Source organism: Patiriisocius hiemis, from assembly GCF_031846325.1.
GTDB classification, from domain to species: Bacteria; Bacteroidota; Bacteroidia; order Flavobacteriales; family Flavobacteriaceae; genus Patiriisocius_A; species Patiriisocius_A hiemis.
This window is the reverse complement of the sequence record NZ_JAVRHZ010000010.1, coordinates 19,316-38,399: the sequence shown is the minus strand read 5'-3', so window position 1 is coordinate 38,399 and position 19,084 is coordinate 19,316. Positions and strand designations below refer to the sequence as shown.

General features: G+C 33.3%; 17 protein-coding genes. 7 read left to right on the top strand and 10 right to left on the bottom strand.

The genetic code is table 11. The annotated features are described in order from the left end of the window. Positions 1-1,012 (top strand): PorP/SprF family type IX secretion system membrane protein (locus RM538_RS13265; protein ID WP_311333924.1); only part of this gene is annotated, 1,012 nt, incomplete at its 5' end. Between the two features lie 30 nt (positions 1,013-1,042). Here the strand turns inward: RM538_RS13265 and RM538_RS13260 are convergent. Together RM538_RS13260 and RM538_RS13255 are read right to left on the bottom strand one after the other, a co-directional pair. Next, positions 1,043-2,191 (bottom strand): vWA domain-containing protein, encoded by a 1,149-nt coding sequence (locus RM538_RS13260; protein ID WP_311333923.1) that lies wholly within the window; start codon positions 2,189-2,191, stop codon positions 1,043-1,045. A gap of 6 nt (positions 2,192-2,197) precedes the next feature. Beyond that, positions 2,198-3,232: an SIMPL domain-containing protein gene (locus RM538_RS13255; RefSeq protein WP_311333922.1), complete on the bottom strand. Its 1,035-nt coding sequence runs from the start codon at positions 3,230-3,232 to the stop codon at positions 2,198-2,200. A 244-nt stretch (positions 3,233-3,476) separates the two neighbouring features. Here RM538_RS13255 and RM538_RS13250 point away from each other — a divergent pair, with 244 nt between their 5' ends. Next, positions 3,477-5,678, top strand: a complete 2,202-nt coding sequence (locus RM538_RS13250) for a tetratricopeptide repeat-containing sensor histidine kinase (protein WP_311333921.1) — start codon at positions 3,477-3,479, stop codon at positions 5,676-5,678. A 4-nt stretch (positions 5,679-5,682) separates the two neighbouring features. Continuing rightward, on the top strand, positions 5,683-6,414 hold the full coding sequence (locus RM538_RS13245; protein ID WP_311333920.1) for a LytR/AlgR family response regulator transcription factor: 732 nt from the start codon (positions 5,683-5,685) through the stop codon (positions 6,412-6,414). On the opposite strand, the gene murI is transcribed toward RM538_RS13245, so the two are convergent. From murI to RM538_RS13205, 8 genes are all read right to left on the bottom strand, one after another. Continuing rightward, positions 6,411-7,202 carry a glutamate racemase gene (gene murI / locus RM538_RS13240; protein ID WP_311333919.1) on the bottom strand — a complete coding sequence of 264 codons (792 nt, stop codon included), beginning with the start codon at positions 7,200-7,202 and terminating at the stop codon, positions 6,411-6,413. The two genes, RM538_RS13245 and murI, sit on opposite strands and share 4 nt — an antisense overlap. Before the next feature lie 83 nt (positions 7,203-7,285). Further along, positions 7,286-7,795 (bottom strand): OmpH/Skp family outer membrane protein, encoded by a 510-nt coding sequence (locus RM538_RS13235; protein WP_311333918.1) that lies wholly within the window; start codon positions 7,793-7,795, stop codon positions 7,286-7,288. 45 nt (positions 7,796-7,840) lie between these two features. Next, the gene (locus RM538_RS13230) at positions 7,841-8,770 is read right to left on the bottom strand and encodes an OmpH/Skp family outer membrane protein (protein WP_311333917.1); all 930 of its coding nucleotides are present in this window, start codon (positions 8,768-8,770) and stop codon (positions 7,841-7,843) included. A gap of 38 nt (positions 8,771-8,808) precedes the next feature. After that, positions 8,809-11,376, bottom strand: coding sequence for a BamA/OMP85 family outer membrane protein (locus RM538_RS13225; RefSeq protein WP_311333916.1), 2,568 nt, complete (start codon positions 11,374-11,376; stop codon positions 8,809-8,811). Further along, on the bottom strand, positions 11,360-12,100 hold the full coding sequence (gene uppS, locus RM538_RS13220) for an undecaprenyl pyrophosphate synthase (RefSeq protein WP_311333915.1): 741 nt from the start codon (positions 12,098-12,100) through the stop codon (positions 11,360-11,362). The genes RM538_RS13225 and uppS overlap by 17 nt, the downstream gene beginning before the upstream one ends. Before the next feature lie 73 nt (positions 12,101-12,173). Next, the gene (gene porG, locus RM538_RS13215) at positions 12,174-12,866 is read right to left on the bottom strand and encodes a type IX secretion system protein PorG (protein ID WP_311333914.1); all 693 of its coding nucleotides are present in this window, start codon (positions 12,864-12,866) and stop codon (positions 12,174-12,176) included. 98 nt (positions 12,867-12,964) lie between these two features. Continuing rightward, positions 12,965-13,849 (bottom strand): NAD kinase, encoded by an 885-nt coding sequence (locus RM538_RS13210; RefSeq protein WP_311333913.1) that lies wholly within the window; start codon positions 13,847-13,849, stop codon positions 12,965-12,967. A gap of 2 nt (positions 13,850-13,851) precedes the next feature. Next, a complete protein-coding gene (locus RM538_RS13205; RefSeq protein WP_311333912.1) occupies positions 13,852-14,508 on the bottom strand; it encodes a CBS domain-containing protein in 657 nt (218 codons plus the stop codon). Between the two features lie 128 nt (positions 14,509-14,636). Here RM538_RS13205 and RM538_RS13200 point away from each other — a divergent pair, with 128 nt between their 5' ends. From RM538_RS13200 to RM538_RS13185, 4 genes are all read left to right on the top strand, one after another. Then, positions 14,637-15,350: a pyridoxine 5'-phosphate synthase gene (locus RM538_RS13200; protein WP_311333911.1), complete on the top strand. Its 714-nt coding sequence runs from the start codon at positions 14,637-14,639 to the stop codon at positions 15,348-15,350. Between the two features lies 1 nt (position 15,351). Beyond that, a complete protein-coding gene (locus tag RM538_RS13195) occupies positions 15,352-16,113 on the top strand; it encodes an alpha/beta fold hydrolase (protein ID WP_311333910.1) in 762 nt (253 codons plus the stop codon). Between the two features lie 113 nt (positions 16,114-16,226). After that, the gene (locus RM538_RS13190) at positions 16,227-17,474 is read left to right on the top strand and encodes an OmpP1/FadL family transporter (protein WP_311333909.1); all 1,248 of its coding nucleotides are present in this window, start codon (positions 16,227-16,229) and stop codon (positions 17,472-17,474) included. 19 nt (positions 17,475-17,493) lie between these two features. Then, a complete protein-coding gene (locus tag RM538_RS13185) occupies positions 17,494-19,029 on the top strand; it encodes an SGNH/GDSL hydrolase family protein (RefSeq protein ID WP_311333908.1) in 1,536 nt (511 codons plus the stop codon). Positions 19,030-19,084: the final 55 nt, after the last annotated feature.

The following is a 19,084-nucleotide window of genomic DNA, read 5'->3' as shown; positions in this document are numbered from 1 at the left end:
GATGATTATTATGAACATCAAAAAAACCTACATCATCCTCCTACTATTGATTTCTCAATTAGGGTTTTCACAGGATGGAATCCCCTTTTATTCAGATTATTTTGCTGATAATTTGTATTTACTCCATCCATCTATGGCTGGAGCAGCGACACACAATCAATTGCGACTTACAGCAAGACAACAATGGTTTGACCAAAATGAAGCGCCAAACTTGCAAACGTTAAGTTTTAATGCGCGCTTAGGAGAGAAAAGTGGAGTTGGTGCTATTGTTTTTAATGACCAAAATGGGTTCCACTCACAAGCAGGAGGTTATCTAACATATGCGCATCATTTAATGTTTTCTAGGAGTGATGCTGACTTAAATCAATTATCTTTTGGTTTAAGTGCTGGTTTAATACAGTCAAGACTGGATGAGACTCAGTTTGATCCTAATGATTTTGACCCAATTATTGCAGGAATTATTCAAAGTACATCTTATTTTAATATTGATGTAGGAGTGTCGTATAACTTCCTAGATTTTTCTGGTCATCTTACAGTAAAGAATTTAATTTTTCAGAATAGAAGTATTAACTCTTCAGATTTTGAAAATAATAATCAAAGAAGGTATCTGGCTTCTTTTGCTTACGCAATAGGAAATTATGGTGCTACTTGGACGTATGAGCCCTCTGTGCTATTCCAATTTCAAGAAAGAACCGGAGAACAAACGGTTGATGTTAATTTTAAAGCGTATCGTGAAATGGACTTTGGACAGCTTTGGGGAGGATTATCTTACAGAAGAAGTTTTGATGGAGCAGAGTTTCTTGATGGTCAAGAAATAAAGGGACAAAAACTACAATATTATACGCCTGTTTTAGGAGTAAACTATAAGAATTTTATGTTTGCGTATACATACTCTTATCAAGCAGGGAATATACGTTTTCAGAGTGGAGGATTTCATCAAATTACTTTGGGCTATGACTTTTTAGGAGGAAGACCAGAACCATACGATTGTAATTGTCCAGCAATAAACTAAAAATTTAAAGCCCCTGAAAAGGGGCTTTTTTTAATTCCAACTGTAATTTTTCTTTTCTGCTTGTTTTTTGAGTGCTTTTATCATAGCACTTTCTAAACCATTGTCTTTTTCACCTTTTTTGGAAGCTAAATATGCCCTTCTTTTTTTGTTTAACCTTGCAATCTCAGCTTGAATGTCTTCACGCTCCTTTCGGTTTTTAGCTATATACACCTTAAGTTGTGAAGTGGATTTTTCTTTTAATTCTTCTGGTAAATCTTCTTTTTTCAATTTACTATAATCAAAATCTTCTTCGGCTTCAGCATCTACTAAGTCCCATGAACTGTTTTTATACAAATGAGACCCCTTTGTAATTGTTCTGCTTACTGCATTTGCTTTACTATAATCACCAGCGTTTGCGTCTTGTTCCGCTTGTATTTCCATTTTATTTTTCCCTATTCTTCCATAAGGAATATATGTGTTGTTAAGCTTTATGTTTAATTGTAGAATTAAATCATCATAAGGAGACGAAATATGTACCGTTTGTTGATTATGATTAATAGCCATATAATCTCCATAAGTTAGCTGTGCTCCATCTTTCCAGTAAGAGTCTATACCATGTTTATAGTCACCACAAAAAATAGTATTAACAACAACTCCTTTTTCTTTGGCATTAAAGGCAGCATCTTTGTAGTTTATAGTACCTTGTGTAAAAGGTTCATTGCCAGCAATAAAAATCATTTTTAAATCATCATTATCATTTCCCCAATCTAATTGTTTTAATGAAGAGTTTATTACTGTACCGCAGTATTCACTTCCCCCATTTGTAGTTAATGAAAAAAGCTCTTTTGAAATATCATCTAGGTCTTCAGTAAAAGGAAGAATTTTTCTTAAATAGCCTTCTTTAGCGTCTAGATTATCATTTCCATATTCGTAAAGAGCAATTTCTAAATTAGGTCTTTCATTTTTACACTTGGCGTAGGAGAGTTCGTTTACTATTTCCCAAAGTTGAGCCTTAGCTTGATCAATTAGGCCATCCATACTATTACTAGTATCTAGTAGGAGTGCAACTTTAATGTAATGTTCTTTAGCAATAGGTGTTTGTATAGTTCCATTAAATGCTATTGCCTCTTTTTTGTTTTCTGCTTTGCAAGACAAAAATGTCATGCATAATAAGAGTAAAGTGATTTTAATTGTTTTCATAACGAATTATTTATTTGTTTCTAATTTTTTTATATCAATAGTACCATTAGGTGATAGTACATAATACACGGGTTTTACTTCTGTCTTTGTTATAGGTTCTTCTTTTTGTTCTTTGGGTTTTGGAGTGTATTCTAAAACTATGTTCATTCCAATTTGTACTACAGGTTCTAAAATGGAAGGATTTAATACAATATCATAATCTTGATAGGTGATAGGTTGGTAGTAGTAAGAAGTTTCTTTTTCTACTTTAGTAATCACTTTATTCTTTTTTAAAGCATCAAAAGAGATACTATTATAAGCTTGATAGCTTTGATAAAAATCTTTAGGAAAAAAGCAGTATTTATTATCTGCCATTTTTTTGTTGTAGTTTGTTAAATCAAAACCTAATGCTTGGTAGTATTCTTTTTCTTCATTAATTAGGGTTAGTAGTTCTTTTTGAAGTTCTCTGTAAACAGCTTTAATATTATCTATAAAATAATCTACCTTAACTAGGTTATAGATTTCATTAGATGCACAAGCGGTTAATATAGCTTCGAATGTTTTAGTATCTTTAAACCTAATGTGGATATTTTGCTGTAGTTTAAACCCTTTTGGAACCTCATTGTATTTTGTGCTAAAAATCTTTTTCTGGACTTCAACTTCATAAACGGGAACAAATGATATTACATCTATAACAATATCTTCTTCTTTAACTCCTTCACTCAAAAGAGCTGCTCTCACATTATTAATTCGGTCATTAACGAGTTTGTTGGCTTCTTCTGCAGTTGCTCCAATTTGAGATAAATTAAAGACGGCTGTATAGTTTGTTGCTTTTACATTTTTTAGTGCTTTTACATCAACTCTAATGGTATTGCTAGTTTGCAATGGTTGTGTCTGCTGTTGTACGTATGGGTTATATACTTGCGCATTTCCGTAGGCAGTTTTAGCAATATTTTGTCTAGAAATTAGCTTGTTGTTTTGGTCATAATTTCCTTTGTGTTGTGCTTTTGCTGCTATTGAAATTGCTATTAGCAAATAGAGTATTGTAAATTGTTTTTTCATTTTAGACTTATTTTTGATGTAAACCTAGAATGAACTTTTTGTATAAAAAAAGCCCAATGAGTTGCTCTTGCTTATTGTTTAGTAAACATGACTTCTCATTGAGTAAAGTGGTCTTTTTTAATGTGCAAATAAGCTATTTCAAGCTTTTGCCATTTTATTCTACCAGATAAAGTTTGTAGGTTTACTTAATAATCAAGACTAGAGTACTTTTTAAGAAGTCTTGGTAGCAATATTTTTTTGTAAAATGAAATATCTTAAACACATATTGTGCATCTTCTTTTTGGTTTTTGCTACTATTGCTATAGCCCAGCAATCTCGTACTGAAAAAGTGCCCTTTACAGTAAAAGGGGAAGTGATAGAGGACGAGACCAACAAGCCTATTGCTAAGGTAAATGTTGAGATTGTTGGAGGTGAATACACCACTACTGATGATTTAGGAAGATTCTCAATACTAGCAAAGGAGGGAGATCAAATAGTTATTAGTAGTGACGACTTTCAAACTGTTTATTACGATGTTGAAGAAGACGATTTTATAAAAATTAGAGTCGAAGCTCCAGAGAACGAAATTAGTAAGTTTAAAAAAGTTGCCTCTAATAGAGATGCAAAAAGTGCTTTTACAAGCTATATAGATTCAGCAAAAATCACACTTAAAAAAAATGCAACGCAGAGTATTGGATATGTCACAACAGCTTTAGAGGTAGTTCCTAAAAAAGAAATTACCAATACCGAAAACAGTATTGCTTTTGAAACTTTGGGAGACATTAACTTGTTCTGGAAGCAAAGTGATCTTGCTATAGGTAATTATAAAAGAAGTCTCACTTTTTCCCCTAGAGTTGATGTGCAAATTAAACTAGCAGATGCATACAGACAAAATAATAAGTATCAAGAAAGTATAGAGTTATATACAGTATTATTAAAAGAGCGCCTTTCTAACTATCAAAAGGTTATTGTCTACGAAGGCCTTGGCGACAATTACAAACAAACCAATGTGCCTGTAAAAAGTATTTTTAATTATCAAAAAGCTCTGGATCTAGCAACCGCAAATAAAATAACCCCAAAAATTACAGATCTAAATTCCAAAATAGGGGAGGCCTATGCATTAGGTGGGTCATTAGTAGAGGCAGAAGAGTACTTTGGCAACTCACTTACATTATCTAAAAAAGAAAATAGAAAGCGTTCAGTTGAAGAGAAAAACAAAGTTGCAGATTTCTACAATCAAAAAAAGGATTATAACAAAGAGATTGAATTGCGTTCTGAAGCTTTAGAAGAAATTAATTATCTGGAAGATGATGATGAAGAACCTTTAGATAATAATAGCCCACTAACTCCACAGCGTCAAAACTATAAAATAGCAAATGCATTTCTTGGATTAGAAAAGTATGACGAAGCTATCCCTTTTTTGGAAAAGAGTATTAATGAAGCTGAATCAAAATCGGATTTAGTTGTAGAAAAAGATGCCACTAGAAAGTTATCTGAAGTATATAGAGATATTGGCGATTTTGATAAAGCAACCGAAAGTTATGAGCGCTATGTAGAAGTGATTGATGAGTTATACGTTAAAAAAGAACAAGAGATTTCTCAAGCCTCAAGGTTAAGTAGGGATATTGCCTTACAGCAAAATAGAATTTCAAGCTTAGAAAGTGAACGTGAAATTAACGAGAGCAGATATAAGCTGGCTTTTGAAAATCAAGAGCTTATTGAAAAAAATAACACTATACAAAAGTGGATTATAGGGTCTCTTGTTTTAATTGCACTTTTGCTCTTGGCAATGGCGTATAATCAATATAAAGGTGTCCGGCAGCAAAAATATGCTAATAATATTCTGGCGTTAAAGTCTCTGCGTACACAAATGAACCCACATTTTATTTTTAATGCCTTAAATTCTGTAAATAGCTTTATTGCTCAAAGTGACGAACGTGCTGCCAATAAATATTTAAGTGAATTTTCCCAGCTCATGAGATCTGTATTAGAAAATAGCGAAGAAGATTTTATTCCATTAGAAAAAGAAATAGAATTATTAGAACTGTATGTAAAGTTAGAGCATTTTAGATTTCAAGATAAGTTTGAATATACAATAGAGGTTGATAATGAAATTCCTCTAAATGAATTTGTAATACCGCCTATGTTGTTACAGCCCTATGTGGAAAACGCTGTTTGGCATGGTCTACGATATAAAGAGGAGAAGGGTTTGTTAACTATTCATTTTCAAAAAATAGATACTGAAACGGTGCAAATATCTATCATAGATAATGGTATTGGACGAGAAAAATCGAAAGCCCTTAAAACTGAAAATCAAAAGAAACAAAAATCTAAAGGAATGGGCAACATTAAAAAGCGAATTGCAATTTTAAATGAAATGTATAAGGACAAAGTAGATGTTACAGTAAGTGATGTTTTTGATACTAAAGAGGGGACTCAAGTTGTTTTAACCCTGAAAAAAGACTAGTCCTATGAAACTTAAAGCCATTATTGTAGAAGACGAAGAAACTAGCAGGAATATTTTAAAGAATTATCTTTCTAAGTATTGCCCTAATGTTACTTTATTAGGCGAAGCTGCCAATGTTGATGAAGCACTACTACTTATTAAAAAGCATGCTTTAGATTTGGTTTTTCTGGATGTAGAAATGCCATACGGAAATGCCTTTGATTTATTAGATAAAGTAGGTGATAGACAATTTGAAACTGTTTTTGTTACTGCTTATGATCACTATGCTATAGATGCCTTAAACGCCCATGCTTCTTATTATTTATTGAAGCCTATTGATATTGACAAACTAATTGATGCAGTTGCTTATGTTGCTGAAATTAAAGAGAAAGAAAATGCACTACAAAAATCTGTTTTAAAGCCAGTTTTAAATCACGTTCAAGGAAAGATTACTATTCCACAACAAAATGGATTTGAAGTACTAGAGATTTCAAACATTCTTTATTGCCAGGCAGATGATAACTACACCAATATTTTTCTAAACGACAAAAAGAAGCTAGTAAGTAAAACACTAAAGTATTTTGAAGAAGCACTTTCAGAAAATGGATTTGCTCGAGTTCATAAATCGTATTTAGTAAATGTAAATGCCATTGTTGAATATAGAAAAGGAAAAGGAGGAAGTGTCCTTTTATCTAACGGAAAAGAGGTGATGGTAAGCCCTAGTAAAAAGAAAGATTTGCTAGCTTTTTTTGGTTAAAAGTCTTTTTCTGAAACTTTAATTTTCGAAATATAATCTTTCAGTAATAACTCAAGTGTACTTTTTGAGTTATTAATGTAAAAGTCCAGATTCACTTTGTTTGATGTATTGTTAAGTAGTTTGTTTTTTGCTAAAATAGCTTTAGTCTGTTTAGCTACTGCAGCACCAGAGTCTATTATCATTACTTCACTAGGTAGCAATTCTTTTAATTGAGAAATAAGATAGGGGTAATGACTGCAACCCAAAACCAAATGATCAATATTTTTTGATAACATAGGCGCAAGGTACATTTGTAGTAATTTAATCATTTCTGGGCTATCTAATTTGCCAGCTTCAATTAAAGGAACTAGCCCTTCTCCAATTACTTCGGTTATGGTTATGTCTTTAGCAAATTGTTTAGTGGTCGCATGAAAAAGAGTACTGCTAAGTGTTCCTTTTGTGGCAAGTATGCCTACACTTTTTGTTTTGGTATTTAAAGCAGCAGGTTTAATAGCTGGTTCAATTCCTATAATAGGGATATCATAATTGTTTCTTAGGATGTGTATAGCATTTGTAGTTGCTGTATTGCATGCCACTACAATTACTTTACATTTCATGCGCAAGAGTAATTCTGTATTTTTAATGCTTAATGCAATAATTTCATCCTGTGTTTTGTTTCCGTAGGGGGCATTTTTACTATCTGCTAAATAGATAGTGTTCTCATTAGGTAAAAGTTGGTGTATAGCCTTCCAGATGGAAGAGCCACCAACACCAGAATCGAATATTCCAATAGGACTAGAGGTATTCATTTAGTAAAAGTAGGTATTATTTTAAATATTAAAGGCTCGCAATTAGCGAGCCTTTAATAGAATTTTGTTAGAAGTTTTTCTTCTTAAATCCCTAATTCTTTTTTTACATCACCAATAAGGTCTTTACCATCTGCAAGGATTAATCCACTACCTGTAGTAGAATCCATTACGTATTGAAAACCTTGCGCTCTAGCTACTTTTTGGATAGCTTGACGAGCTTTTTCTAGTACTGGCTTAAGAATATCTACTTCTTTCTTTTGTAAGTCTTGTAACGCTTGTTGTCTGTATGCCTGAATGTTTTGTTGCATTCCTTGTACTTCTTGTACGCGTTTTGTATTCTCTTCTTCGGTTTTAGACTCAGCTTCAGCTTCATATTGCTTAATCTTAGTGTCTAATTCCTTAGCCATTGCTTTTATCTCTGTATCGTAAGTTTTCTGAATTTTTTCAAGCTGACTTTGCGCATTTTTCATCTCTGGCATAGCTTCAACTAGCGCTTGAGTATCTATATGTGCAATTTTTGATTGCGCATTAGAAACTGTAGTAGCTCCTACAAACATCACGATGGCTACGAATAATAATTTGAACTTTTTCATTGTAAGTGTATTAAATTTAAGTGTTATTTATTAAGTTTTTATTTATTAATTGTTGTTTCCGCCTTCTTCATTTCCACCTTCTTCCTCATTTTCGCCTTCACCTTCTTCACCAGATGGTGGTGCTCCACCATTTCTTTCTTCTTGCTTTTTCTTTCTAGCTTCAAGGATAGAGTCTTGCCTTCTTTTTCTTTCTTCTAGAAGTCTTTGTCTTCTAGCTTCAAACTCAGCTTTTTTAGCTGCCTTTATGGAATCTCTTACTCTTGCACGCTCTGCCATTAAAGCTTCTCGAGCGTTCTTTTTATCTTCAACAGCTTTTTCGCGTTCTTCTTGTTTAGCCTCTATTGCTTCTTCTCTAGCAGTTACTTCTTTATCTTCCTCTAGTGAAAGTGCATCTCTTGCTTCAATTTCACGTTTTTCTTTTCTAGTAGTTGCTTCTTTTCTTTTAGCCGCTCTATTAATACTTCTTAAAACTTGATCGCTTATATCATTTCTTTCAGCAGCAAAAAGCATAGTTACACCATCATCTGCTCTGTCAAAAATAAAATCATACTTCTTGTTTTCGGCTATTTCTTGGACAATATTAAAAACCTGATCTTGTATAGGTTGTACTAACTGCCTTCTTTGTATAAAGAGGTCTCCATTAGGTCCAAATCTATCTTGTTGGTATTTAATTAATGCGTCTTCTTCTATTTTTATTTCTTCTTCACGTTCCTCAATTAACTCTTTTGTAAGTAATACTCTTTCATTACTTAAATTAAGTTTCATTTGGTCAATCGCCTTATTCTTTCTCTCTATATCTTGTTTCCAGCGTTGTACTTTACCTTCTAACTGTGTAGAGGCTTCTTGATATTCTGGAACATTCTCTAAGATATATTCCATGTCTATATATCCTATACGCACTCCTCTTTGTGCTTGCGCTATCAATACGAAGCTAAAGAAAGTAAGGGTGAAAAAAAGTAACTTTTTAGTTTTCATAATTAATGGTTGTGTTTTAAGAAAATATCGTGCCAAATTTAAAATTGTTGTCCTATAATAAAATGTGTTTCCCAGCCATTTGGTCCTATACCGCCTAATATTGGGTCAAATCCGTACCCAAAATCAATACCTAATAATCCAAATGCTGGCATAAATATACGAATTCCTGCTCCAGCTGACCTATTTACGCTAAAAGGATTATAGTTATTAAATCCATCATAGGATCCACCACCTTCTGCAAAACCTAGAACGTAAATTGAAGCCAATTGTTTTAATGTAACTGGATATCTTAATTCTAACGAAAATTTATTGTAAATGGTATTTCCATCTACATTAGATAATGATTGATTAGGATATCCTCTTAACTGGATAACTTCTCTACCGTCAAGACTAAAAGCTCCAAGTCCATCACCACCAACAAAAAACCTTTCAAATGGAGGTACACCTCGATCTGGGTTATATGCGCCTAAGAAACCAAACTCTGTATTTGTTCTAAGTACTAATTTGTCAACTAATCTAGTATACCAAGTTCCTTTGAATTTAATCTTGTAATACTCTAAGAATTTAAAACGCTCTTGATCAATTTTACTTTGGTCTGGATTGCCGTCAAAATCTTGGAACTCTGGATCGTTACCTAACTCATCATAATTTACGTCATTAAATAACGAGTATGGTGGGGTTAACTTTGCAGTAAGACTAAACTCAGATCCAGCAAGTGGATAAATTGGGTTTACAGTTGTATTGTTTCTACTTAATCCAATAGTATAGGCAAGGTTATTTGAAAAACCATCTCCAAAAGTAAAGAGACCTGTGTTATAATTTTGAAGGTTGTAATGCTGGTAACTTATAGCTTGTGATAAAACAAAGAAATCGTCTGGCCATTTTAATTTTTGGGCGAGTCCTAAAGATCCTCCAGTAATTAAGAACCTACGATCTCTATCTACATCTCTACTTCTAAAATCGAAAAAGTATTGCACGGTGTGTGATAATGAAGCACTAAACTGTACTGGTTTTTTACCACCCAACCAAGGTTCAACTAGAGATAGACTAAAAGTTTGGTAAAAACTACTTCCTTGTGCTCTTAGGGATAGTTTTTGACCATCACCCATTGGGATTGGTTTGTAGGCTTCTTTATTAAATATATTTCTTAATGAGAAGTTGTTAAATGAAAGCCCTAGTGTACCTACAAAACCTCCACCGCCATATCCACCTTGTAGTTCTATCTGGCTTGCTCCTTTTTCGACTACCGAATATTCTAAATCTAAGGTCCCATTATTAGGGTCTACATTTTTAAACTCTGGAGTTAATTGTTCTGGGTCAAAAAAGCCTAACTGTCCAAGTTCTCTAATGGTTCTTACTACATTTCGCTTGCTATATTTTTGTCCAGGACGTGTTCTTAACTCCCTGTATATTACGTGATCATTTGTCCTATCGTTACCAACTACAGTAATGTGATCAAAATAGGCTAGTTTTCCTTCTATAATTCTAATCTCAAAGTCTATTGTATCTTTTCTTACAGCAACTTCTACTGGATTTATTCTAGAAAATAAGTATCCAGAGTTTTGATATAAGTTGGTTAGGTCATTAGCTTCAGGGTCTGTGATGTCTTCAATTCTCTCTTGAAGCAATACACCATTATATGTTTCCCCTTTTTTTATACCTAATTGTTGCCTTAATTCGCTGTCTGTAAATACACTATTTCCTATAAAGCGAATATTACCAAAGTAATACTTTTGTCCTTCTTCGACATCGAGTTCAAGGGCAATATTTTTTTCGTCTTTTACTATAAGCGTGTCGTTTGTAATTCTGGCATCACGATAACCTCTAGTTTTGTACTTGTCTATTATGGAAACCTTGTCTTCTTCGTAGGATTCTTCAGAATATTTAGAACGCTTAAAAACTCTAATAAAGTTTTTACGTTTTACGTTTTTCATTGCTTTACGAAGTTTACCATCACTTAACGCTTCATTTCCATTGAATTTTATTGAAGATACTTTTACACGATCTTTTTTATCGATAATTATCTTCATATCCTGACCAACTTCTACCCCTAGAGAATCAATGTATGGTTTTGTGCTAATTACAACTTGAGTGTTTAAGAAACCATTTTTCTTGTACTTATTTGTAATGTAGTTTTTTGTAGTAGTAATAAGATTTTTTGTGATTTTAACTCCAGGTTTTAAGTTGTTATCATTAATTACTTCTTTTATTTTACCTTTTCTTATCCCTTCTATAGTTACTTCATGAAGCTTTGGCAGCTCTACTATGTAAAGCTCTAGATCAACACTTTCACCTTCAATGTTAGTAACATAAAACGCAATATCACTAAATAGGTTTTGTTCCCAAAGTTTTTTTGTTACACTACTTAGTTTTTCTCCAGGGATAAATATTCTATCTCCTTTTTTTAGTCCTGTAAAAGCAATAACTGTTTGTTCATTAAAGCTTTGGTTTCCTGTAACTTTAATTTCATTTATAGTGTATTTTCTTCCGGAATCTAACTCTTTTTGCTGAGCAGAAATTGTAAAAATTGAAAATATCCCTATCAGGAGTATGCTATATAATTTCTTGTAAGTAAGCAATATTGTATTACTATTTAAGTTGTTCACTTGTCTTTCCAAATCTTCGTTCTCTGTTTTGATAATTTAATATTGCTTCAAAAAGATGGTTTTTTGTAAAATCTGGCCATAACGTTTCAGTAAAATAAAGCTCTGCATATGCAATTTGCCATAATAAAAAATTGCTAATTCTTTGCTCTCCACTTGTTCTAATTAACAAATCCACATCGGGTAATGTATTAGTGTATAAGTGTTTGTTTATTAATGCTTCATCTATATCCGGCGGCGAAATTAGGTTATTTTTAACTTTGTCACTAATCTCACGTATAGTTTTTACAATTTCTTCTCTTGAACCATAACTTAATGCCAATGTTAGTGTCATCCTTTTATGACTTTTTGTTTCCTCTATAACATGCAAAAGCTCTCCTTTTGCTTTTTTAGGTAGCATGTCTATGCTTCCAATGGCGTTAAGTTTTATGTCATTATCTTTTAATGTTTTAATTTCCTTTTTTAAAGAAGAGACTAGTAACTTCATTAGTAGCTCTACTTCAAGTTTAGGTCTATTCCAGTTTTCTGTGGAGAAGGCATAAAGGGTGAGAAATGGAATGTTTATTTCTGCACATGCTTCTACAACTTCTCTTACAGCTTTGGTTCCATTTTCGTGACCCATAGATCTAAAGAGCCCTTGTTTTTTGGCCCAACGTCCATTACCATCCATTATCACCGCTAGGTGTTGGGGTAATTTTTGTATGTCTATCTGGTCGCGTAAATTCATTTCATCCACTTCTAGAAATTAGATAAAACATTATCAAAATAGCACCAAATTGTACTAAAGACTGTTTTAAAAATTAAAAATTACAATAACATGGTCTTCTTCCAAAAGTAAATGTAAATGTTACTCCTGTGAAGACATACCAGTCATCACTATTTATGTTTCCAAACTTTAAATCTCGTCTACTTTCAAGACTTCCTGTAGGGTTACTCCCGTCTAGGTTATCTGTAAAAGTATATCTAACTCCAAGTTCAAAAGCTAAAACATTACTTGTTCCAATAGATGTTTTATAGCCTACTACCATTGGTATTGCAACATCTCCAGCTTTATCATATTCTTTTATTACATCATCTGTATCTTTAAATAGTGCATTGTACCTAAAATAGGTCAAGCCTGTATAAAGATAAGGTGATGAGGCGGGCTCTCCATCATACATACTAAACTCCCAAAAGGTATATTCTAGACCAATAGAAAGCTCTGTAATTGTATTGCTAAAGCTATAACCTCGTTCTTTTCTTCTTGCCTCATTGGAGTCTGCATCGTCCCCTTCTATATCCATTACAAGTAAAGTGGCTCTAAAGGAATGTCTTGGACTTCTATTCCATTTAAATATACCTCCAAACCCAATATTTTTTGGAGCTATATAATTTGTTTTTCCAATATCTCCAATATAATTAGAAGCACCTACAATACCTCCTATTTCATAGGTTTGCGAATGTACTAAAAACGTGCTTGTTATAATAAAAAAAACGGCTAATAAATACCTCATATAACTTAAAGTTTGCAAATATAGTAATAAACTTCGCTCTACATAATCTTAAGCGAAATAGTCTAACTTGATTAACAAATTTTAGTTGTTTTTATTGCCTAATTCCGTTTGTCTTCACCCCATAATAATTTTTTACGTAAGGTCTTTATAAAACTATCTTCAGGTAATTGGACAAGTTTAATGGTGAAGTCTGCTTTTTTAATAATAATTGTAGTCTCGTTTTTAAGGGTTGCAATTCGCGAATCTAATGAAACCAAAAACGACTCTCCACGTCCACTTACCTTAAGTGAAATTGTGCTATTATCGGGTAATACTAAAGGTCTTGCTGTTAAATTGTGTGGTGCTATTGGGGTAATTACAACGCTATTAGTACTTGGATCTATTACTGGACCTCCGCAACTTAAAGAATATCCAGTTGAACCTGTGGGAGTGGCAACAATTAAACCATCTGACCAATAAGAATTAAGGTATTTATTGTTAACTAAAGTTTCTACCTTAATCATAGAGGTTGTGTTTTTTCTGTTAACAGCTACTTCGTTTAAAGCAAAATTAAGGCTGTTAATTTCATTACTTTCTGGAGATGTGGTTATGGTGAGTAAGCCTCTTTCTGAAATGCTATAATTACCTTCCATGATAAGGTTAATACTTTCAGTAATTTTTTCTTTCTGAATGGTTGATAAAAATCCTAACCTACCTGTGTTAATACCTACAATTGGAATATTGAGGCCACCTACATAAGTGACAGATTTTAAAATTGTACCATCACCACCTATGCTAAAAAACAAATCATACGATTCGTCTAGTTTTTTGAAAGTTTCAAACCCAGAGAAGTTTTTGGTAATATCCTGATGCTCATTTATGATTGAAAGAAAATTCTCCTCAATCACAATCTCTACATCTTCTTTTTGAAGGGCATCTAGAATTAACTGAATATACTTTTCAGAATTTTTATGATAAAACTGACCGTAGATACCTATTTTCATTACTACATGTTTAAGTATTTGTCAAGGTAATTAGACCTTTTTCGTAAATCATCTACAAATAAGTCTTCCTCATGACTAGAAACTACATTGTAACTGTATCTTCTAAAAGTTTGTACAATAGCATTCATACCTGCATGACCAATTTTAATAGTAGCCTGCATGATATCATTTTCTAGTTTTGAAATAAAAACACCCAATATTTTTGTGTCATTACTTTCTATAATTTGGCAAATTTCACTAAAAGAATAATCATGTATCCCTTTTTCAACAATAATTATCCCACCAGCCTCACTTAAAAAAGGGGTGTCATTAAAAAGATTCATAACATCTCCTAATTCATAATAGCCAATATACTTATTGTCTTTTCCAAGTACGGGCATTATGTTTGAGTTGTTTTGTGCAAAAGCCTCTAAAACATCTAGCCAATTAGTAGTATGTCTAACAAAAAAAGGCTCTAATGAATACTGGTAATCTTGAAGGGTGTTCTCTCCTTCAAAGCAATATGCATCTGTTTCATTAATGCACCCTAAATAAATTCCGTCCTTTTTTACTGGAACATGCGAATAAGTAAGTTGATTAAAAACAACTTGAACTTCTTTTATAGAGGCATCAACGTTAAATGGGGTAATGTCGTTTATTATGTAATCTTGTAAATTCAAAAATCAAAATTTTTATGCAAATTACTCAAAATATAGCTTTTTAAGCGTTACTAACCTTTGTATTTTTGTTAATGTAAGCTAAAAGAAAACTTAAATTAAAAAGAGGCCTAACTTCTTAGGTATAGAAAATGACAAAGTTAAGCGTAAACATAAATAAAATTGCAACACTACGTAATGCAAGAGGAGGTGATATGCCCAATGTTATCAATGTTGCAAAGGATGTTCAAAAATTTGGTGCTCAGGGTGTGACTATTCATCCACGGCCTGATGAAAGACATATAAGATATCAAGATGCATATGATTTAAAGGATATTGTAACCACAGAATATAATATTGAGGGGAATCCAAATCCAAAGTTTTTGGATATGGTATTAAAAATTAAACCCACTCAAGTTACACTTGTGCCAGACGCTGTAGATGCTATAACCTCTAACGCGGGATGGGATACTGTTACTCATAAAAGTTTCCTTTCTGAAATAATTTCTGAATGTAAAAAAAACAATATCCGTACATCCATATTTGTAGACCCTTCACTAGCGATGATTGAAGGAGCAGTTGCTACCGGAACAGATAGGATAGAATTGTATACAGAAGAGTTTGCATCTCAATATACACTTGGAAATAAAAAAGCAGTTGAGCCTTATACACAATGTGCTATTTTAGCTCATAAATTAGGTCTTGGTATAAACGCAGGACATGACCTCTCATTAGAGAATATTCAGTTTTTTAAAGAAAACACCCCTAACCTTCTTGAAGTGTCTATTGGGCATGCCCTTATTTGTGAGGCTCTTTACCAAGGACTGGAGTCTGTAATAAATCAATACCTCAAAAAACTACAGTAATATGATACTACATTCTCAAATAATTGGAGAGGGAACTCCATTTATAATTCTTCATGGATTTTTAGGAATGGGAGATAACTGGAGAACCCTTGGAAATAGATTTTCAGAATTGGGGTATCAAATACACCTTGTAGACCAACGCAATCATGGTAGAAGTTTTCATGATGAAGACTTTAATTATACTTTAATGGCACAAGACCTTGATAAATATATTAATCATCATAATCTTAAAGATATTATTTTACTAGGGCATTCTATGGGTGGCAAAACAGCTATGGAGTTTGCTACTACTTTTCATGATAAAGTAGGTAAATTGATTGTAGCAGACATCGCTCCAAAAGAGTACCCATCACATCATCAAGATATTTTAAAAGCCCTACAAAGCTTAAATTTTTCTGAAATAAAATCACGCGGAGCTGCAGATAAAGTTCTTTCAGAATATATTAAGGAGATAGGCACTCGTCAATTTTTACTTAAAAACTTATATTGGGTAGAAAAGGGAAAGCTAGGATTGCGTATTAATTTACCTGTGCTTTCAGAAAAAATAAATGAAATAGGAAAAGCACTTGCTTTGGATAAAGTATTTAAAGGAGCTACTTTATTTGTAAGAGGCGATAAGTCCGGGTATATTGAAAATCTGGACGAGATAGTGATAAATAAGCATTTTCCTAACTCAAAAATAGAAACTGTTTCTAATGCTGGGCATTGGCTTCATGCAGAAAATCCTGACGAATTTTACCAAATTGTTACTAATTTTTTATAGTATTGCATTATTAAATTTATTATGTATGCATAATAAATAATAGAAATCATTAAATTTATCGTGCATATTTTATCAAATTAGTAAAATCGAACCTTTAATTTAATCAAATTATTATGAAGAAAATTCTATTATTTGCTGTCCTAACAATGGCTACAGCAATAATGTATGCTGGAGGATACCGTGTAAGTTTACAGGGTAATAAATCTTTAGCGATGGGACATACCGGAGTAGGTGTGGTAAGCAGCGAATCGTTGTTTTTTAATCCTGCTGGTATGGTATTATCAGGAGATAAGTTTAGTGTTTCAATTGGTGGCTTTGGAGTTTTCTCTAATGTAGCATATCAAAATGAAACCACAGGTGCTTCTGCAAGAACAGATAGTCCTGTAGGAACACCAGTTTATGCGTATATTTCTTATAAAGCAACAGATTGGTTGGCTTTAGGTCTAGGTGTTTATACGCCATATGGAAGTACTGTAGAGTATGAAGATGACTGGGCTGGGTCGCATTTGGTTAACAATATAGACTTACAAGCTATCTTTATTCAACCAACAGTTTCAATAAAATTACACGATTATTTTAGTATTGGTGGTGGGCCTATTTTTGTAAGTGGTTCAGTAAACTTCAATAGAAACCTTTCTAGAACATTAACCGATATTAACGGAAATAGATCTGAAGTAACTATCGATGCCGATGGTGTAACAGCGACGGGTTGGACAGCTGGATTAATGTTTTCTCCTTCTGAAAAGTTAAACATTGGTTTTAACTACCGTAGTGAAATTATCCTTGAGGCTGATGAAGGAACCGCAGACTTTGAAAACATTCCTAACTCTCCTTTAACTCCTTTTGCCGATACAAATATCACGGCAGAGTTGCCGTTACCTGCAGAACTTACAGTAGGATTATCTTACAAGTTTTGTGATAAGTGGATGTTTAACTTCGACTTTAATAGAGCATTCTGGGATGTATATGAATCACTAGATATTGATTTTGAGGATCCAAATATTCCAGATTCTTTTAATGCTAGAAACTATAAAAATTCATCTACATACAGATTTGGTTTACAATACGAAGCAACAGAAATGTTTACATTAAGAGCAGGATACTATTTTGATGAGTCTCCTGTAAGAGACGGTTTCTTTGCTCCAGAAACACCAAGAAATGATAGTAATGGATATACAGCAGGTCTTACTTTTAACGTAAGTGATCGTTTCCAGATAGATGCTTCTTTCTTGTATCTGCACTTTAATGAAGTAGACGCTTCTTACGATGCGTATACTGAAGATGGTGTAGCTGCACCTTTTAGAGGAACGTACAAGTCTAATGCCTTTTCACCTGGATTAGGACTTACTTATAAAATGTAAATTGAAAAAAATAGAGAATATGAAAAATATATATAAAATAATCGCATGCTTTGTAGCCGTTGGCTTAGTAAGCTGTGATCCAGAATTTGAAAATTCTGTAGAAGATCAAGGATTTTATGATGCAGGAGATGCAAACTTTACAAATTATGTAGCTGTAGGTAACTCATTAACTGCAGGCTTTGCAGATAGTGCATTATACATAACGGGACAGGAAGACTCTTATCCTAATATAATGGCAGAGCAATTTAGTTTTGTTGGTGGTGGTGAGTTTACTCAACCTCTTATGGCAGATAACTTAGGTGGTTTATTGTTTAATGGTCAACAAATTGCTCAAAACAGATTTGTACTAGCTGTAGATGCTCAAGGAAACCTTGGGCCTGCAATATTAGAAGGCACGCCTACTACAGAAGTTACTACAAGTGCTACAGGCCCTTTTAACAATATGGGAGTGCCTGGTGCAAAAAGTTTTCACCTTACCGCAAGTGGATATGGAAATGAAGCAGGTATTTTAACCGGGCAAGCGAACCCTTATTATGCACGTTTTGCTACAGGTCCAAATGCAAATGTTATAGAAGATGCTGCATCTTTAAATCCAACATTTTTTAGTTTATGGATTGGTAATAACGATATCTTAAGCTATGCAACAACAGGTGGTAGTGGAGTAGACCAAACAGGAAATTTAGACCCAACTATGTATGGTCCTAATGATATAACAGATCCTAATGTATTTGCATCTGTATACAGCCAACAAGTAGATGCGCTTTCTGCTGGAGCTTCTGGTGGAGTGTTAATAAATATACCAGATGTAACATCTATTCCATTTTTTACTACGGTACCTGCACAGTCTGTTCCTTTAGATGCGGCAACTGCTGCTGCTGTAAATGCACAATTCGCTCAGTATAATTCGCAGGTTTTACCAGGATTAGTACAACTTGGTGTAATTACACAAGAAGAAGCAGATGCTAGAATGATTAACTTTCAGGCTGGTATTAACTTCCCAATCATAATGGACGACGATTTAACAGATGTAAGTGAACTTTTACAAGGACCACCATTAAATTTACCTGCCGATATTGCTAATTTGTTAGGGCAATTACGTCAAGCTAATAATAATGACTTAGTAGTGTTAACTGCTTCTTCAGTTATAGGAACTACACCAGACCCAAGTAATCCGTTAGGTGTTGTAGGTGTTTCAATACCTTTAGAAGACAGTTTAGTATTAACAGCTGTTGAACAAGAAAGAGTTGCTACGGCAACAGCTTCTTATAATGCAACGATAGAGGCGTTGGCAACTGCAAATGGTTTAGCGTATGTAGATGCTAGAACTGCATTGGCGCAAGTAGCTGCTACAGGAGTTCCGTATAATGGAGGATTATTAACTTCTGAGTTTGTTACTGGAGGTGCTTTTTCATTAGATGGAGTACACCCAACACCTAGAGGGTATGCCTACACAGCGAATATCATTATCAATGCAATAAATGAAACGTATGGAGCAAGTATACCAACAGTAGATATTGGTAACTTTGGTACTGTAACAGCTGCAAACGGAATATAAGTCTAAACTTATATATTTACATATAAAAACCACCTTTACAGTAATTTGTAAAGGT

Bases quoted from the DNA above. Each gene is read 5' to 3' on its own strand.
- uppS (WP_311333915.1), bottom strand. From the start codon at position 12,100: ATGAATTTACGCGACCAGATAGACATACAAAAATTACCCCAACACCTA.
- RM538_RS13210 (WP_311333913.1), bottom strand. From the start codon at position 13,849: ATGAAAATAGGTATCTACGGTCAGTTTTATCATAAAAATTCTGAAAAG.
- RM538_RS13195 (WP_311333910.1), top strand. From the start codon at position 15,352: ATGATACTACATTCTCAAATAATTGGAGAGGGAACTCCATTTATAATT.
- murI (WP_311333919.1), bottom strand. From the start codon at position 7,202: ATGAATACCTCTAGTCCTATTGGAATATTCGATTCTGGTGTTGGTGGC.
- RM538_RS13190 (WP_311333909.1), top strand. From the start codon at position 16,227: ATGAAGAAAATTCTATTATTTGCTGTCCTAACAATGGCTACAGCAATA.
- RM538_RS13245 (WP_311333920.1), top strand. From the start codon at position 5,683: ATGAAACTTAAAGCCATTATTGTAGAAGACGAAGAAACTAGCAGGAAT.
- RM538_RS13260 (WP_311333923.1), bottom strand. From the start codon at position 2,191: ATGAAAACAATTAAAATCACTTTACTCTTATTATGCATGACATTTTTG.
- RM538_RS13255 (WP_311333922.1), bottom strand. From the start codon at position 3,232: ATGAAAAAACAATTTACAATACTCTATTTGCTAATAGCAATTTCAATA.
- RM538_RS13230 (WP_311333917.1), bottom strand. From the start codon at position 8,770: ATGAAAACTAAAAAGTTACTTTTTTTCACCCTTACTTTCTTTAGCTTC.
- RM538_RS13200 (WP_311333911.1), top strand. From the start codon at position 14,637: ATGACAAAGTTAAGCGTAAACATAAATAAAATTGCAACACTACGTAAT.
- RM538_RS13185 (WP_311333908.1), top strand. From the start codon at position 17,494: ATGAAAAATATATATAAAATAATCGCATGCTTTGTAGCCGTTGGCTTA.
- RM538_RS13250 (WP_311333921.1), top strand. From the start codon at position 3,477: ATGAAATATCTTAAACACATATTGTGCATCTTCTTTTTGGTTTTTGCT.
- RM538_RS13235 (WP_311333918.1), bottom strand. From the start codon at position 7,795: ATGAAAAAGTTCAAATTATTATTCGTAGCCATCGTGATGTTTGTAGGA.
- porG (WP_311333914.1), bottom strand. From the start codon at position 12,866: ATGAGGTATTTATTAGCCGTTTTTTTTATTATAACAAGCACGTTTTTA.